A 17,365-nucleotide genomic window follows, 5' to 3' on the forward strand; every position below is an offset into this window, starting at 1 on the left:
TGAAGTGGTGGCTGGGCAGAGTTGCGCCGGATTGGATGTGCGATCGCACTCCACATCTAGCGGTTAAGTTTCCAATCTGCGCTTTTAGCCTCAAGATACAGTAATCTAAATTATTTTGACTATATTTTCTGATGGCTATTGTGTGAATTTGTTCTGCGAATCCGAGGTTGTCTTTGGCGTCCCTGCATTGATACCCTGGAAAGTCGGTTCAATGTTTAATCACTCAACTTTTAGAGACAAAACGCGATCGCATCATGGCAGAAACTTATACCGTCGAAATTCATCATCAAGGGCAAACCCATACGATTCAGGTGGCTGATAATCAAAAGATTTTAGATGCGGCTCAGGACGCAGGTTTGGATCTACCGTTTTCCTGTAGTGCTGGGGTCTGTACGACCTGTTCAGCTCTGGTGCTGGAGGGCGAAGTGGAACAGCCGGATGCGATGGGCGTGGGGCCGGAGTTACAGGCGAAGGGATATACGCTGCTATGTGTGGCGTATCCACGATCGGATATTAAGCTGGAGACGGAGAAGGAAGAAGAAGTTTATCAGCAGCAGTTTGGTACGTCGCAATAGTTGATTGCTGCTTGGAGTTTGATCGGCGCCCTTCTCCCAAATGTGGGAGAAGGGCTGGGGATGAGGGCAATGCAGAGTTGGGCAGCTTTTTGAGAAGTCGCTGCTCATCATGTGACGTTGGTTCTGAGGGGACTAGTCCCCTCAGGCTCCCCAACTGGTGCGTTCCGCCGCCCCAGGCCCCCACGGACGAGGTGATCGGTGGGGGGTGTTACGTCGCTTCGCATCGGTGGAGTGGCAAGGCAGTTATCTGTTGAGGACACAGTTGGCGTGGAACGCCAATCGATTGCAGGACTCACACTTTCTCTCTCGCTTCCCTTCCGATTCCCTTGACTTCCTTTACAGTTTCCTTGACTTCCCTTTGCAGCTTCTCCTCCTTACACTCTGACCATTGCTCCCATCACGCTTTCAAACAGCGCTAAGCCATCTGTGCTACCGAGGACGGCATCGACGGCTCGTTCGGGGTGGGGCATCATGCCGAGGACGTTGCCGCGTTGGTTGCAGATGCCAGCGATGTTGGCGAGAGAGCCGTTGGGGTTGGCTGCGTCGGTGATGTCGCCAGCTGGGGTACAGTAGCGGAAGATGATTTGGTGGTTGTCTTCTAATTGCTTGAGGGTGTCGGCGTCGGCGTAGTAGCAGCCTTCACCGTGGGCAATGGGCACGGTGATGACTTGATTGGCTTGGTATTTATTTGTCCAAGGTAGGTCGGTGCGTTCAACGCGCAGGGAAATGCGATCGCAGATAAAGTGCAAGTCGCGATTTCGCACCAGCGCGCCGGGTAGTAAGCCTGCTTCGGTTAAGACTTGAAAGCCGTTGCAGATGCCGAGAACCAGCTTGCCTGCTTCGGCATGTTTGATGGTGGATTGCATGGCGGGCGAAAACCGCGCGATCGCACCACAGCGCAAGTAGTCCCCATAGCTAAAGCCACCGGGAACGACCACTACATCTAAATCCGACAGATCGCTTTCTTCGTGCCAAACCATTCGCGTCGGCTGCTTCAGCACGTCACGCACGGCATAGGCCATATCGCGATCGCAATTCGAACCCGGAAATACAATAATTCCAAATTTCATATCTACGCCTGCACCGTCTCTTTCAAATCAAACCGATAGTTCTCAATCACCGGATTGGCCAAAAGCTGATCGCATATCCGATCGAGCTGCTGTCGAGCATGATCTTCATCTTCAGCCGCGAGAGACAGCTCAATGTATTTGCCGATGCGAACGTTGTGAACCTGGTCGTAGCCCATGTGCTCTAGGCTAGACTGAACGGCTGTTCCCGCCGGATCGAGTACCGAAGGCCGCAGCGTAACATAAATTTTTGCGTGAAACAGTCCCATAGTCTTTATCTTTCCGGAGATAGTTGCTGAGTATTAACGGCAATAGACCCATTGCTCCCTTATTCTAAAGTCTTCTGCTAATCTGCGATCGCGCATCCAGCATGAGGTCAGCAAACATCGGTTCAGATAGCGTCTAAGCTAGAGATAAAGCAAGTACAGCGCTTGCTTATTTATTGGGATTCCCACACATACCATGAAGACCCGTCGAACCCGCAGTCAAAGCCAGATATTAAATTTGCTGAAAGACTTGAATAAAGAGATTTCTGCCCAAGATTTGTATATGGAACTGCGTGGACAAGGGCACAGCATGGGGTTAGCCACGGTGTATCGCTCCCTGGATGCGCTGAAGTTAGACGGCTCGGTGCAGGTACGAACGTTGGCCAATGGCGAATCACTCTACAGCCTGATTCAGCAAGATCGGCATCATCTCACCTGCCTACAGTGTGGCCAATCTATTCCAATCGATCGCTGCCCCGTTCATGCGCTTGAAGAACAACTTCACGAGGAGCATCAGTTCAAAATCTACTACCACACACTAGAGTTTTTTGGCTTGTGTACGGGGTGTCAAGAGAAGGGCTAGAGTTTGGAGGCTGTATCGTCTTACATCACCAAGTTGGTACGCAGCGCTATCAAGGCGGTAACGGATCGAGATTTTTAGCACAAGCGCAGCGCGCCGAACGGATTAGAACGACGCATTGCACGTTGGTTTAGTCGTGATTTCGTTAGAACAACTGGCTCAGAATAGCTGGTGCTAGAACAGATCCAAATCGGTGACTGCTCCTTTGCTGCTCGACGACACCAGTTTGGCATACTTGGCCAGAACGCCTTTGGTATAGCGGGGTGCAGGCGGCTGCCAGTTGGCGCGACGCTGGGCTAACTCTTCATCTGAAACATGCAGATGTAGGCTGCGCTCATCGGCATCAATGGTGACAGTGTCGTCTTCTTGAACCAGTGCGATCGCACCTCCAACTGCGGCTTCCGGTGCAACGTGACCAACGACCATGCCGTAGGTGCCACCAGAGAAGCGACCATCGGTGATTAGACCCACGGAATCACCCAAGCCTGCGCCAATGATGGCTGAGGTGGGAGCTAGCATTTCCCGCATACCGGGGCCGCCTTTTGGCCCTTCGTAGCGAACGATAATCACGTCGCCTGCTTTAATTTTGCCGGCCAGGATGGCATCAAGACATTCTTCTTCCGATTCAAAGACTCGCGCAGGGCCAGTAATCTTACGGTTCTTTACCCCAGTGAGCTTGGCAACGGCACCTTCGGTCGCCAAATTACCTTTCAAAATCCCTAAGTGGCCTTGAGGATACATCGGGTTATCCCACTGGCGAATCACATCTTGATCGGTGGCGGGATTGTCCGGTACGTCGGCTAGCAGTTCTGCGATCGTTTGTCCGGTAATCGTCAGCGCGTCACCGTGCAGCAACCCATGATTGAGCAGCATCTTCATGACTTGCGGAATGCCACCGACGCGATGGAGATCGGTTGCGACATAGCGGCCAGAAGGCTTCAGGTCGCAGATAACGGGCACTTTTGCACGGATGGTTTCAAAGTCGTCCAGCGTCAGGGGCACTTCTGCCGCATGGGCAATGGCCAATAAGTGCAGTACTGAGTTGGTTGAACCACCGACGGCCATAATCACCGCCATCGCGTTCTCAAATGCCTTGCGGGTGAGGATTTGGCGGGGCGTGATCTGCTTCTGAATTGCTTCTCGCAGAACGAAAGCAGACTTCTCAGCGCTATCCGCTTTTTCGGCATCCTCAGCCGCCATTGTGGAGGAGTACATCAAGCTTAAACCCATTGCTTCAATGGCTGATGACATGGTGTTTGCTGTGTACATGCCGCCACAGGAACCCGCACCGGGGCAGGCGCGGCGCTCGACTTCAATCAGTTCATGCTCGTCAATTTTGCCTGCGCTGTATTCACCAACAGCCTCAAAGGCGCTGACAACCGTTAGGTCTTTACCGTTGTAGTGACCGGGCTTGATCGTGCCGCCATAGACAAAGATGGCCGGAATATTCATGCGTGCGATCGCAAGCATGGCTCCCGGCATATTCTTGTCGCAGCCACCGATAGCTAAGACCCCATCCATGCTCTGACCGCTACAGGCGGTTTCAATAGAATCGGCAATCACTTCCCGCGACACCAGGGAATATTTCATCCCTTCCGTACCCATTGAAATACCGTCGCTAATCGTAATCGTGCCGAACATCTGGGGCATTGCGCCTGCGGATTTCAGCCCGGCTTCGGCCCGTAGCGCCAGGTCGTTGAGACCCATGTTGCAGGGTGTAATGGTGCTGTAACCGTTGGCCAGGCCCACAATGGGCTTATTGAAATCCTCATCTCCAAAGCCGACAGCCCGCAGCATGGCGCGGTTGGGTGTGCGCTGCACGCCTTGAGTAACAACTTGGCTCTTGCGATTGTCCGACATGGCGACAATTCCCCTCTTAAGACTGATGATCGTAGCGACAAATCTTACAGTAGCAAGGATAACGACTTCAGCCGTGAAACTGTGCGGATTCTTTGCTGACTGTACTGTTCATCATGGCAGTCCCCTCGTCCGGCTACAAATCACAGCGTTAATCGGGTTTCATTATTGATTTCAATATTGATTTCAACATTGATGCAATCTGTGTCGTCGATTCGCATACAAAAAAGGGGGTCGTCGCATCGCGGCGACACCCCTTTTTAAATAAACTTTATTGGAAATAAAGTTTTTGGGGTTGGAAATTGTTTTGTAGCGCGGCTCCGCCGCGCTACAAAACAATTTCCGATAAGGTCTAATAATTAGAACCAGTCCGGCAGCGAGGAGGGGAGGCGATTCAAAATGCCCTCTAGTCGTCCCTGAAGTCCTGCCAGCGTTTGATAGGCATCTGCTAATTCATCGCCATCAACGTGAACTTCCGGCGTGGGATAGTTTTGCAGAATTTCCAGTAACGTGACGTTGTTGTCATCGGCAGCAGACAAGATAATTGCCGCCCGCATCGCCTGCCGATCTGCTTGTTGCGAAGGCGGATAGATCGCTTTACCAACCTGATCCAGCGCATAGTTGCCGACAAAGCTGTTCAGAATCTGGTCGAGCAGCACAACGTCCATTTCTACTTCGCGGTTGAGCAGTTCCTGCATTTCTTCGGCGTCGTAACCTGCGATACGTAAGTAGAGATCCAGTTGACGGGTTGTCTCACCCGTTTCAGCCAAACGGTTTAAATCTTCCACCGGAACAGACCGCTCATGTGCTCGGTACTTCAGCACTACCTGTTCTGATGCGATCGCAGATGTGCTTGGTAGTAAAAGAGTAAGAGTTGAGATCGCAGCACCTAATCGAGTTGCCAATTTCTGATTCATCGTGATTTATCTCGTAAGTCTAATTACAAGCCGTCCAATATCAGTTCAATATCAATGCGTAGGCATCTGCCAATAAATTCTTGCTCAAGCGAGTGAAATATCGGGAAAGTAATCTCCAACATGCTCGTGGATTCTTCCAGATTCAAAATCTAGCTCCGTCTTGTCGCGGCAACTACCAAAACCTGAAGCGACAATTGCGCAGTTTCACAGCCGTTTGAGCAACCGAATTTGAGATGTAAAGATTTTCTAGATCTCAGTTTCCGATTTGCCAAAGCCGATTACCGTTTTCAGCACCGGATGCTGATGCCATTGGCTATTCCCACCGAAGTTCTATAATCAAAACCGAATTTTTCACCTTCACTCAAATTCTAAAACTCGTCTAAATTCAGAACGTATTTTCCAGGGTAGAGATTTCCACCTGACTGTTTATCTACTCACCCACCCATCTACTCACCCACCCATCTACCCATTCATTCACGTCGAACTCTCATCTTGTCACTATGAAACCGTTAACAGCTTATTTGTTCCGTGCTTCCCTATCCCGACGATTACTGCCCCTTGCTAGTCTGGTACTGATTTGGGGCGGGACAGTGCTTCCTGCGACGGCACAAACTCCGTCCCGCGCCTCTACCACCACCGCGCAGCAGTTACCGATTAACGCTCGCATTATTCATGTCAACCCCACGTTGGGCAGCGATGTTCCCTCCGCTGGCGCGACAGAAGCAACGCCCTACAAAACGATTGCCTACGCCTTGCAACAAACTGAAAACGTGCCGCAGGTCGTGATTCAACTGGCACGGGGTGTGTATGCTGCCGATACGGGCGAGGTTTTCCCGCTCCAGCTACGTCCAGGGGTGATTTTGCGGGGAGATGAACCGAATAAAGGCTCAACCACTCGGATTATTGGTGGAGGACAATTCATCAGCCCCAACTTTGCCCGACAGAACGTAACTGTCTTAGCTGCTCAAGACAGCCAAATTCGCGGCTTGACGGTTACTAACCCGAATACTCGCGGTACGGCAGTGTGGGTCGAATCCGCCAATCCAACAATTCGCAACAATACCTTCAGCGAAAGCAATCGAGAGGGTGTCTTTATCAGCGGTACGGGCAATCCTCTGATTGAAGACAATATCTTTACTGCCAATACAGGCAACGGTGTTTCGGTAGCCGTCTCGTCCCAGGGCACGATTCGCAATAACGTTTTTCGTGACACCGGATTTGGTATTGCCATCAGCCAAACCGCAACGCCTCTGATTGAAGGCAATCAAATTGTTCAGAATCAAGACGGTATCGTTGTGTCTGACTCGGCAACACCCGTGCTGCGTAGCAACATCATTGAAAGCAACGCCCGCGACGGTGTGGTGGCTATCACCAATGCTCAACCAGATTTAGGTACCGCTAGCAATCCAGGCGGCAACTTAATCCAAAACAACGGTCGCTACGACATTCACAATGCCACCCGCACCAACACGCTGCTAGCAGCGGGTAACCAAAGCCAAACCAAGCAAATTGAGGGAGCCGTTGATTTTGTGGCGGCCAATGTGAATCTGGGCACAGGCAACTTCTCGGATGTCACAGGGCACTGGGCCACCGACTTTATTACCGCATTGGCCGAGCGAGGCATAATTAGTGGGTTCCCAGACGGCACATTTCGTCCCGAAGAACCCGTGACCCGCGCTCAATTTGCGGCCATTGTCGCTAATGCCTTTAATCCTTCTGCTAAACGGGAAGGCACTCAGTTTGTGGATGTTGGCAGCAATTTCTGGGGCTACAGTGCCATTCAAAAGTCCTATCAAGGCGGCTTTATGGCCGGTTATCCAGGCGGTAAGTTTGAGCCGCTGCTGGAGATTCCACGGGTGCAGGTACTCGTCGCACTTGCGAATGGGTTGGGTTACACCACCAGTAATTCGAATGTGCTATCGGTTTATCAAGACAGCACAGCGATTCCTGACTATGCGGTAGACAGCGTTGCCGCTGCCACCGAGAAGCGAATGGTGGTCAACTACTCCAATCCGGCCCAGCTACAGCCCAACCGCAATGCTACCCGCGCCGAAGTCGCCGCGTTTGTGTATCAGGCGCTAGTCAATGCTGGTCAAGCCGAACCAATCTCGTCTCCTTACATCGTGCAGCCGCAGTAGAGCGGGATTCGACGAGCCGCAAATTTAGTGTAAATCGTGACGTGCGATCGCAGTTTCAATTGCAGTTTGCAATGTGCGATCGCACGTTTGTTGCAACCTGTAACAGGGTTTTGCGCAGGTTTCCGTATCTACCCTTAGAAAAGTCTCCGATAAAGCTGGGCATCTTTAAATTGAAGGACACAGCGGCAGCACGTATCGCACCCAACGTCCTACGTTCTGTTATCGATCATCGAAGACACACTAGCTATGAACTCTAAGCAAAATTCCGTTCGCTTTCCCCTCGGGCAGTATCTCAACCAGCCACTCTTCAACAAATACTACAGAGCCGTCTTAAATCCGATGAGCTACTGGTATCTCTATCGGATCCAGCATTTGGAACGTTGCTTAGTGAAACAGCATCGCCCCGAAGAGAATTTTCATTAGACTTTATTGGAAATAAAGTTTTTGGGGTTGGAAATTGTTTTGTAGCGCGGCGGCGTCGCGCTACAAAACAATTTCCGATAAAGTCTATTGATTGTGACTGAGCTTGTGACGGAAGGATTTTGACTAAAGCGAATCGTGCAAACCAGTCTGCCAAGCCGCTTGAAAGAAATCGCGTTCGCACAGCATGGCATAGTGATAGGCTGACCGCACAGCATCGCTATCCTCGCCATATTCCTCCAGTAAGTGATCAAGCTGTTGAGCCAAAGCTGCAAATTCAGCACTGCTATAGGTTTGAATCCAGTCACTATAGGCATGTTGAGAACTGCCAGCTTGGGCCAGTTGCTGCCCCAGGAATGCATACAGACTCATGCAGGGAGACATGGCTGCCGCTGTAACACCAACGGGTTGGCTCCATGCCGTAGCTAGAAGAAAATCGGTATAGCGTCGCGTCGCGGCACCGGGCTCAACTGCTTGTAAATCAACCTGCCACTGCTGAGCGTACTGATGATGCAGCTTGAGTTCTGCCAGTACCCCATTCGCTAGTTCGTGAAAGACTGCAAAGCCCTGCCAAGTCGGGGCTTTTGCTGCAGCAATGCTATAGGCACGGGCAAACGCTTCGAGAAAGAAGGCGTCTTGACCGACGTAATAGGCAAACGTGGTTTGGGGTAGTGAACCGTCTTTGATTCCCTGGACAAACGGATGTTCGAGTGACGCTTGAATCAAGCTCTGATTTTGCTGCCAAAGCTGTTGGGCAAGGGACATGGGCACGTTGAACTCGATGCTAACTGCTATATTCTCGGCAACTGATTATAGGCCACTCCAGGGTAGGGTTGTTTCACGTTTATCGGAGAATGGTCGCAACCGTTGACGTTACTTAAGAGTCATGATTGGGTTGCTAAACCCCTCCCTACCCAGGGTTTCAGAATAGATCATTCGTGCGTAATTAATAGAGGCATGTTTTTTGTAGAGGGTTGTGATGCAGCATGGATGGGGAGTTCAACATAAAACGTGGTGCCGTTGCCGGGGGGAGACTGGCAGGTTAAGTGGCCCTGATGATGATCGACAACAATTTGCCGACTGATTGAAAGGCCGAGGCCAGTGCCCTTGCCCGTGGGTTTGGTGGTGAAAAAGGAATCAAAAAGCTTTTTCTGGATGTCGAGTGGAATGCCGGGGCCATTATCTGCGATCGCAATTCGCACCCAGTCATTGGTCATCACCTCAGTTTGAATCTGGATGTGAGGATGCGTCACTGATCCTTGCTCCACGGATTCCTCCAGCGCATCGATAGCATTGCTCAGAATATTCATAAACACCTGGTTGATTTGACTGGCAAAGCATTCCACCAGCGGCAAGTTACCGTAGGTTTTGATCACTTCAATTTCTGGACTCTCCGCAGTTGCTTTCAGCCGATTTTGCAGAATCAATAGCGTGCTTTCGAGGCCATCGTGCAGATCCACTGGCTTGACCTCAGCTTCGTCTAGGCGAGAAAAGTTACGCAGCGACAGGACAATTTGCCGAATTCGATCGGCTCCCATCTTCATGGATGCCAGCAGTTTGGGCAGATCGTCTTGTAAGAACTCCAAGTCGATTTCTTCAATTCGCGCTTGGAGGGCTGGCGTGAGCTGGGGATATTCCTGACAAAATAGATTCACCAAATCCATCAAGTCCTGCACATAGTCGCAAGCAGGGGCGAGGTTGCCGTAAATGAAATTGACCGGATTGTTGATCTCATGAGCAACACCCGCGACTAGTTGGCCCAGTGACGACAACTTTTCGCTTTGCACAAGCTGGAGCTGAGTTTGCTGGAGCTGATTCAGAGCTTCCGTCAGGTGGGCAGTGCGTTGGGCAACCTGGGCTTCTAGCGTTTGATTTAAATGGCGCAGCTGCAGATGGACACGAATTCGAGCCAGCACTTCTTCTTGCTGGATTGGCTTGGTGATGTAGTCCACTGCACCGAGGTTCAGCCCTTTGACCTTATCGACTGGATCGGCCAGTGCAGTCATAAAGATCACCGGAATGTCTTTGGTCACTTGGTTTTCCTTCAGGCGGCGGCAAGTTTCAAATCCGTCGATTCCCGGCATCATCACGTCGAGCAGAATCAAATCCGGCAGTGAGTCTTGGAGACGTTTAAGGGCGCTTTCACCGCTTTTGGCAACGGCAATTCGATAGCCCGACGCTTTGAGGACATCAAATAAAACTTGGATGTTAGTTGGTGTGTCATCGACAACCAATATGGTGGCTTGATCTGGAGGAAACGCAAGAGACATGAGACTAATCCTGACTAATTTGATAGATGTTGCTCGATCAACTGAATAATGGCTTCATCCTCAAACTGTTGAGCGAGATCAATTAGCTGATCCGCAAACAGGGCGTAGTTGGGATTGAGCTGTTTCAAGGCTTCTGCTTCTTGCTGGATTTCATCAATAAAACCGCCCCGAGCTGCACGGTAGATCGCTTCTAATTCGGTCGGCATTGGAATAATCAGAGTTTCATTCAGAGTTTGATGATGTTGTGCAGACGGCTCTCTGGCCTCATACGCTATCTGTTCGCCGTAGAGCCAGGTGATGTCCAGTAACTGCTCTAGCTCTTGGAGCAGAAGTTCGAGGTCAACGGGCTTAGGCAAAAAGGCATTGCAGCCAGCATCCAAACTTTCTTGCTTTTCAACATGGGAGAGGCTGGCGGGCGAGGCAATAATCGGCAAGTCTTGAAAATCCGGTAGTTGGCGCAGGCGGCGGGTCATGTCCAACCCCGTCAAATTTGGCATCACGACGTCAGTGATGATCAGGTCAGGCCGAAGTGCGATCGCAGTTTCCAGTCCCACCTGACCATCGGAAGCGGTAGTAACTTTAAAGCCCAATGGCTCTAGCATGTTGAGTACCACAGAGCAGTTCTCAGCGTGATCATCAATCACCAAAATGTGGCGTCGTTGACCCTGATAGCCGCTGATCTGGATAGTGGGATGCGATTCGGCTGCGATCCAGTTTTCTTCAACTACGGGTAAGTCCAGGTTAAACGAGAAGCGGCTCCCCTCGCCGGGTTCGCTATCAACCTGAATCTGGCTGCCCATCATTTCGATAATCTGCTGACTGATGGCCAGCCCCAAACCCGTACCTTCAGAATTGCGATCGCGACTGCTCGCCTGTTCAAACGGCAAAAAGATCCGCTCTAGCCGCTCCGGGGTCATGCCAATGCAGTGTCGGTAATGGTGAAATGAATCTGCTTTAGATCGGCAATATTAGACGGAGACGACAATTCAGCCAGTTCGACCCGGAAGGTGACTGAGCCGATATCGGTAAACTTGACTGCATTACTGAGCAAGTTCAGCAAAACCTGCCGCAGTCGTTTTTCATCGGCCTGAACGACAAGAGGTAAATCTGCTGCTTTCTCAAACTTAAACGCAATTCCTTTTTGCTCGGCTTTAATCCGGCACATGTCAGCCGTCGTTTCTAAGAAGAGCGGCAAGTTAAACGCTTCGGGATACAGATCCATTTTCTGGGCTTCGATTTTGGCCAGATCCAGAATGTCGTTAATCAGCGTCAGCAAATGGTCGCCGCACTGCCGAATGATGTGAATGCCTTTTAGCTGTTTTTCGGTAATATGCGAATCGCGCTGCAAAATTTGGGCATAGCCCAAGATGCCGTTGAGCGGCGTTCTCAGCTCGTGATTCATATTGGCCAAAAATTCGCTCTTGGCATGGTTAGCTACTTCAGCCGCTTCTTTGGCGCGCTCCAGTTCAATTGCCCGCTCCGCCTTTTCTTGCAGGAGTTGATCCACTTTGCCAATGAGCTGATTGAGCGATACGGTCAGGGTGCCAACCTCATCCGTTCCCGTAACCGGGGCTTGCAGGGCAAAATTTGAGTCTCGCGTTACCTGTTTGGCCACTTGGGTGACGACTTGCAGCGGACGAGCAATCGTGCGGCTGGTGATCAGCGTCAGCAGCGTTGCCACTAGTGGTCAGTCAATAAAAGGATGACGGGTAAAAGAGTAAGATGAAGTCAGTGCAATCAAGGTGCTGACATGGTCAAAAAGTACATCGTAAGCTTAAGCGAAGCAGAACGACAAGAACTCGAACAAATGGTTAAAACGGGCAAACGAGCGGCTTATACGATCAATCATGCCCGGATTCTCCTGAAAGCAGATTGCAATCAACCAAGTGGGAGTTGGCGTGACCAGGAGATTAAAGATGCCTTTGGCATGAGTATCAGAACGATTGAGCGGGTGCGTCAGCAATTTGTCGAGGAAGGACTGGAAGCGGCGCTGAAGTGCCGTCCCGGTGGCGGTCGAAAACGGAAATTAAATGGCGAGGTTGAGGCGCATTTGATTGCATTGCGCTGTAGCGAGGTTCCGAAGGGAAAGGGGCGATGGACATTGCGGTTGCTAGCAGATCAGATGGTCGAGTTGAACTATGTTGAGCAACTGAGCCATGAGAGTGTGCGACAAGTGCTGAAAAAAACGAACTGCAACCCTGGCGACAAGAGTGCTGGGTAATTCCGCCTGAACAATCAGCCGAGTTTGTCTGGCGCATGGAATGCGTGTTGGAGGTGTATCAAACAGCTTACAATCCCAAGATTCCTGTGATTTGCATTGATGAGGCAACCAAACAATTAGTCAAAGAAACCCTGGTTCCCATTCCTGCTGAACGGGGACACCCCAAACGCTTCAATTATGAATATGAACGCAATGGTACAGCGAATCTGTTTATGATTTGTGAGCCAATGGTGGGATGGCGGCGGGTGGAAGTGACGCAGCACCGCACGGCACTCGATTATGCTCACTTGCTCAAAACGTTGGTTGATTCAGATTATGTTCAGGCAGAGAAACTGATTGTGATTCAAGATAATCTCAATACCCATTCGCCCGCATCGCTCTACAAAGCGTTTGAGCCACAAGAAGCACAGCGAATCTTGAGTCGGTTGGACTTTTGTCATACGCCCAAGCATGGAAGTTGGTTGAATATGGCAGAAATCGAATTGAGTATTCTCAGTCGTCAATGTTTAGATCGTCGTATTCCTGATTTGGAGACGCTCAAATCCGAGGTTGATGCCTGGCAGGACAATCGTAATCACGAAGAAACCTGGATTGATTGGCGGTTTACAACAGCCGATGCCAGGGTTAAATTACATAGACTTTACCCGTCAATTATTAATTGACTGAACACTAGGACAGACAGCAAAATACCCAGGACAATAATTTGCGATCGCAGTTTTTCGGCCTGTTCAAACGAGATTTCGGCTTGAGCATATTCTTGCTCTGCCACTTTAATACTTTGATTGAGACGTTCTGACAGCCGTTCAAATTCAGTACCCAGCCGGACAATGTCGCCACTATTGGTAATTTCTAAGAGATCTTCCCGGACGGCTTGGATATTGGCCTGAGGCACGTTAGCGGGATCGAGCGTTTGCCATAGTGAGGTGATGAGTTCGTTATAGTCGCGGGTTGCTGTTTCATAGCGATTAGCTAAATCCGTCACTGCCGCTTTTTCATGCTGGTGAATAATTGCTGAGGTTGTGAGTTCCTCCGTTAAACTCAGCACCCGCTGCACGTCATTCTTAAATTTGGCTGTTTCGTACTGGAACCAAACCGAATCGCCGATCACCGTGGTCAATCGCTGGGGATGCGATCGCACTTCCAAAATGCCATTTTCCAGCTCGTTGAGTAAGCGTCGTTCCTCATTCGCATGCATGAGCTGATCGAGCGCCCGCCGCTGGTGAACTTCACCAATCACGAGTCCAGCAACCACACCACAAACTGAAATTCCCATGCTGAGCGTGAAGCTGTAGCTGATTTTTTGAGCAATGCCGAGATTGCCTATTGCACCTTGCAGTCTTTGAAACAGCGAGGATGAGAATAGTTGGTTTGACGTGTGAGGACCGGACTCTTGATTGTTTAAGCTAACTGCCAAATGAGCCTCCTGGTTTGCTCTTTTCGTATGACCTTACTGCACAAACTCGCCTTGACCAATCGCTTGGTAGACCGCTCGAATCGAGTCATAGTCTTCATCTGCTGCTGGTTTTAGCGTGGAACCAATGTATTTGGTTTCATGAGTTGCGATCGCAGTTGTAATTTCGTCCTCATGAGCCAATAAGCGCTCTTTGATCAGCTCCACTGCGACCGGATCAAGACTACTGCTCGCAATTAGCACATCACTGGGCAGCAATTCGCCTTCCACCAGCACCTTAAACCCACCTGATCCATCGTCAATTAGATCAGCATAGTCTGTAGCTGAACCGCCCCAAGCCTCAACCTCTCCAGCTTTCATGGCAGCAGCGCTTCCGTCATCTCCCAACATCTGCGCGGTCACATCGGTTTTCGGATCAAGACCCGCTTCAATCAAAATATAGGTTGGCCCCAGATGCCCGCTGGTGGAACCAATATCTGACATTGCGATCGCAGTTCCTTTTAGATCAGCCACACTGGCAATATCACTATTGGTTGGAACCGCAATTACCGACCGATAGTTTGGACGGGTAACCGCAACGACAGGCACTGCATTGGTTTGCGAATTAATCACTATATATTCTGAAGGTCCCGCTAGCGCTAAATCAATATTGCCCTGCTTGAGCCCTACAGTTGCCGCTGCTGAGTTCTCAACTGGATAAAATTCGACTTCCGTTTCCAATGCATCCGCCAACGCTAGTCGAAACTCTTCATACTCTGTTTCTAAACCTTCTAAACCACTAACATCAGTAATGGCCAATTGAATAGTCGGCAATTCGGCTACAGGCGGTTCCGCCGAACGGCTACAGGCAATCCCAAAACTGGCCATCAGCAGAATTGAACACCCAAGCATCTTTCGTCGTTTCATAGGGCAGCATCTCTCAAGAACATTCGAATTAGTTGAAGTTGAATATCAAAGTTGAACATCAAAGCTGAACTTAAATCTTCGGTTTATTTCTCAATAAAAAACCGTTACAGAAAGCAGTGTCAAAATTTGTTTCTCAGCTTATTCACGAAATTTTGAGTCTTTCAAAAAGCAGAAACACTGCCTAATCTATATAAGATTCAATAAATCTGTTCCCCATGAACACTTTAAGAATACCCAATCCCTCCTAAGATCTAACAGTTCCGTATCTAAGCCGTTAGTGCTCCAGCACGCAGTCATGCCGGAGATCTCAGCTCAAAATGTAGCAGGTAAGTGCTAAATAGAAAGACTAAAGATTTTATCTTTAGAGGCAGCTCATACGTTGAAAGTTACCTCACTGCCAATGGGGTTATAGCCTACTTTAATTGATGAGCAATTGGTTAAGTAAAGGTTAATTAAAAGCCCAGTTTTGATTAAAAACTTTGTCATCTTCGATTTCTACAACAAGAGCAATAAGGCATGAGCTTCATTCAGCAATCAGTCCATCCCATCTATTACCGCTAACCGTGGCTGAAGATTGCGGCCATGCCCACTTGGAGCCTGTAGGATCACAGTAGGTGCTTTGGCAATTCGTTGATCTATGCAAACTCAATCTCCTGCTTCAATTTCGTCCTTATCTGATACGCTGCGACAGCGTCGAGTCCAACTGGCGCAGCAGTTTGATCAGCCTGTTCTGCTTTGGTCAGGCCGAGCCAGTTCGCGTAACTTTCCGGCTAACACCTATCCGTTTCGGGCCAGCAGTCATTTTCTTTACTTTGCTGGTTTGCCGCTAGAACATGCCGCGATTCATCTTGACCAGGGGCGACTGACGCTGTTTATGGACGATCCGACGCCGGATGATGTGCTCTGGCATGGATCAACCGCGAGTCGTGCCGAAATTGCCGAGCAAATTGGGGCTGAGGCCGACTATCCCTATGCAGAATTAGCCAAGTGGACAGAGAACGTGGCGACGCTACCGCTGCAGCATCCACTCGCAATCGAGCAGCAAACACAGATGCTAAATCGGGCAGTTGGTGTTGCGGCTCATCCCCCAGATCAACAACTGGCAAACGCGATTGTGCAACTGCGGCTGGTTCAGGATGAAGGTGCGATCGCAGAAATCCGGCGAGCGGCATCTGTGACGGTGAAAGCTCATCGGGCTGGCATGGCCGCAACCCAAACTGCCACAACCGAAGCCGATATTCGGGCGGCAATGGAGCAGGTGATTCAAGCGCATAACATGTCCTGCGCCTACACCAGCATCGTCACAGTTCACGGCGAGGTGCTGCACAATAACCACTACCATCACCCGGTTCAGGCTGGAGATCTTTTACTAGCCGACGTTGGAGCCGAAACAGAAAACGGCTGGGCCTCTGATGTAACCCGGACATGGCCCGTCTCCGGCCAGTTTTCTGCCACCCAACGCGATCTTTATCAGGTCGTGCTTGCGGCCCACGATGCCTGTATTGCCGCTGCGAAACCGGGTGTAGAGTACCAGGATTTACATCTCCTCGCCGGTCGTGTGATCGCTGAAGGTTTAGTCAGCCTTGGTATCCTCAACGGCCAGCCCGATTCGCTGGTTGAACAAGATGCCCATGCTCTCTTTTTCCCGCACGGTGTTGGACATTTACTGGGTTTAGATGTTCATGATATGGAAGATTTGGGCGATCTGGCGGGTTACGCCGCAGGACGGCAGCGCAGTCAACGGTTCGGTCTCGGTTTTTTACGATTGAATCGTCCGCTGCAAACGAGCATGATTGTGACGATTGAACCTGGTTTTTATCAAGTGCCCGCGATTTTGCAAGACCCAGAAAAGTGCGATCGCTATCGAGACAGGATCAACTGGGATCGGCTAGCCGAGTTTGCAGACGTGCGCGGTATCCGTATCGAAGACGATGTTCTCATTACAGATCTTGGCTGCGAGGTGATTACGGCTGCGTTGCCCACCTCGATCAACGACATTGAAGCATTGGTTAATTTGAAGCAGACGGGGCGCTGAACACCACGTAGAGCATTTCTTGCAGCGGCCTCAGGACGATGCTCGATGCCGCCGATACCAAGTGGCACCACCAACCAAAAGCCCAATCAGCCCCAGTGCCAGCATGAGCGGTAGCACGTTGCCCGTTTGCAACGCGGTCAAGCCTGAACTGCCCAGTAGCACAAACGGCAAGATGCCCGGCACCGTCCCCAACGCCGTCCCAATGAGGTAGTCACGAAACCGAATGGATGTCAGTCCGGCAGCAAAGTTTACCAGCCCGTAGGGAATCAGCGGCAGCAGCCGAATCGCAAACATATAAAACAAGCCGCCATCATGCAGCTCGGCATCCAGCGTTTGCCAGCGTCCTTCCAGCCGCTGCGCCATCCAGGTGCGGCCAATTGTGCGGGCAAAGGCAAAGGCCACAATTGCAGCTGCGATCGCAGCCACACTGGTCCAAAGAGTACCCATCCATACGCCGAAAATGGCTCCTCCAGTCAAATTCAGCGCCGTCGAAGGCATGATCAGCAGCGTTGCCACCACATATACCACCACGTAGACCACGGGTGCCCAAAATCCGGCCTCAGCTAGCCATTGCTGTATCTGCGCCGGATCAATCCCGCCCAAGCCGTGCGCTACTGCCACTGTCGCCGCCGCGCAAAACAGTAGCAGTAGCACTAAGCCTCGTTTGCCGTTTTTCTGCATACCTACACGCTAGTTTGCGAT

16 protein-coding genes are annotated in these 17,365 nt (G+C 50.6%); 5 read left to right on the forward strand and 11 right to left on the reverse strand.

From position 1 onward, the window contains the following. The first annotated feature begins 254 nt into the window (after positions 1-254). Positions 255-575 (forward strand): 2Fe-2S iron-sulfur cluster-binding protein, encoded by a 321-nt coding sequence (locus tag AC286M_RS10695; protein ID WP_488204369.1) that lies wholly within the window; start codon positions 255-257, stop codon positions 573-575. Between the two features lie 374 nt (positions 576-949). On the opposite strand, the gene purQ is transcribed toward AC286M_RS10695, so the two are convergent. Both purQ and purS read right to left on the reverse strand, forming a co-directional pair. Further along, a complete protein-coding gene (gene purQ / locus AC286M_RS10700) occupies positions 950-1,645 on the reverse strand; it encodes a phosphoribosylformylglycinamidine synthase subunit PurQ (protein ID WP_488204370.1) in 696 nt (231 codons plus the stop codon). 2 nt (positions 1,646-1,647) lie between these two features. Further along, the gene (gene purS / locus AC286M_RS10705) at positions 1,648-1,911 is read right to left on the reverse strand and encodes a phosphoribosylformylglycinamidine synthase subunit PurS (RefSeq protein ID WP_488204371.1); all 264 of its coding nucleotides are present in this window, start codon (positions 1,909-1,911) and stop codon (positions 1,648-1,650) included. 193 nt (positions 1,912-2,104) lie between these two features. On the opposite strand from purS, the gene AC286M_RS10710 reads away from it, so the two are divergent. Beyond that, a complete protein-coding gene (locus AC286M_RS10710) occupies positions 2,105-2,491 on the forward strand; it encodes a Fur family transcriptional regulator (RefSeq protein ID WP_488204372.1) in 387 nt (128 codons plus the stop codon). Positions 2,492-2,662: 171 nt separating this feature from the next. On the opposite strand, the gene ilvD is transcribed toward AC286M_RS10710, so the two are convergent. Together ilvD and AC286M_RS10720 are read right to left on the reverse strand one after the other, a co-directional pair. After that, the gene (ilvD, locus tag AC286M_RS10715; protein WP_488204373.1) at positions 2,663-4,348 is read right to left on the reverse strand and encodes a dihydroxy-acid dehydratase; all 1,686 of its coding nucleotides are present in this window, start codon (positions 4,346-4,348) and stop codon (positions 2,663-2,665) included. A gap of 356 nt (positions 4,349-4,704) precedes the next feature. Further along, positions 4,705-5,262: an alpha/beta hydrolase gene (locus tag AC286M_RS10720; RefSeq protein WP_488204374.1), complete on the reverse strand. Its 558-nt coding sequence runs from the start codon at positions 5,260-5,262 to the stop codon at positions 4,705-4,707. A 500-nt stretch (positions 5,263-5,762) separates the two neighbouring features. Here AC286M_RS10720 and AC286M_RS10725 point away from each other — a divergent pair, with 500 nt between their 5' ends. Then, positions 5,763-7,400 (forward strand): DUF1565 domain-containing protein, encoded by a 1,638-nt coding sequence (locus AC286M_RS10725; RefSeq protein WP_488204375.1) that lies wholly within the window; start codon positions 5,763-5,765, stop codon positions 7,398-7,400. 546 nt (positions 7,401-7,946) lie between these two features. On the opposite strand, the gene AC286M_RS10730 is transcribed toward AC286M_RS10725, so the two are convergent. The 4 genes from AC286M_RS10730 to AC286M_RS10745 all read right to left on the reverse strand — a co-directional run bounded on the left by AC286M_RS10730 (position 7,947) and on the right by AC286M_RS10745 (position 11,771). Further along, positions 7,947-8,585, reverse strand: coding sequence for a TenA family protein (locus AC286M_RS10730; protein ID WP_488204376.1), 639 nt, complete (start codon positions 8,583-8,585; stop codon positions 7,947-7,949). Between the two features lie 167 nt (positions 8,586-8,752). Further along, a complete protein-coding gene (locus tag AC286M_RS10735; protein WP_488204377.1) occupies positions 8,753-10,090 on the reverse strand; it encodes a sensor histidine kinase in 1,338 nt (445 codons plus the stop codon). Between the two features lie 14 nt (positions 10,091-10,104). After that, entirely contained in the window at positions 10,105-11,007 is a 903-nt protein-coding gene (locus AC286M_RS10740; RefSeq protein WP_488204378.1) for an ATP-binding response regulator, read from the reverse strand. Beyond that, entirely contained in the window at positions 11,004-11,771 is a 768-nt protein-coding gene (locus tag AC286M_RS10745; RefSeq protein WP_488204379.1) for a sensor histidine kinase, read from the reverse strand. Before AC286M_RS10745 ends, AC286M_RS10740 begins: the two co-directional genes overlap by 4 nt. Positions 11,772-11,840: 69 nt before the next feature. Here AC286M_RS10745 and AC286M_RS10750 point away from each other — a divergent pair. After that, positions 11,841-12,973, forward strand: a protein-coding gene (locus tag AC286M_RS10750) for an IS630 family transposase (protein ID WP_488204380.1) whose coding sequence is annotated in 2 segments (ribosomal slippage) — positions 11,841-12,267 and positions 12,267-12,973 — 1,134 coding nt in all. Because the reading frame shifts where the segments join, the coding sequence is not laid out codon by codon here. On the opposite strand, the gene AC286M_RS10755 is transcribed toward AC286M_RS10750, so the two are convergent. Together AC286M_RS10755 and AC286M_RS10760 are read right to left on the reverse strand one after the other, a co-directional pair. Beyond that, complete coding sequence (locus AC286M_RS10755; RefSeq protein WP_488204381.1) at positions 12,952-13,584, reverse strand: hypothetical protein; 633 nt, start codon at positions 13,582-13,584, stop codon at positions 12,952-12,954. The genes AC286M_RS10750 and AC286M_RS10755 overlap by 22 nt on opposite strands. A gap of 174 nt (positions 13,585-13,758) precedes the next feature. Next, entirely contained in the window at positions 13,759-14,628 is an 870-nt protein-coding gene (locus tag AC286M_RS10760; protein ID WP_488204382.1) for a phosphate/phosphite/phosphonate ABC transporter substrate-binding protein, read from the reverse strand. Positions 14,629-15,265: 637 nt separating this feature from the next. Here AC286M_RS10760 and AC286M_RS10765 point away from each other — a divergent pair. After that, positions 15,266-16,663, forward strand: coding sequence for an aminopeptidase P family protein (locus AC286M_RS10765; RefSeq protein ID WP_488204383.1), 1,398 nt, complete (start codon positions 15,266-15,268; stop codon positions 16,661-16,663). A 30-nt stretch (positions 16,664-16,693) separates the two neighbouring features. On the opposite strand, the gene AC286M_RS10770 is transcribed toward AC286M_RS10765, so the two are convergent. Continuing rightward, complete coding sequence (locus AC286M_RS10770) at positions 16,694-17,344, reverse strand: TVP38/TMEM64 family protein (RefSeq protein ID WP_488204384.1); 651 nt, start codon at positions 17,342-17,344, stop codon at positions 16,694-16,696. Between the last annotated feature and the right edge of the window lie 21 nt (positions 17,345-17,365).

It is taken from the genome of Thainema salinarum CENA647 (genome assembly GCF_057732415.1).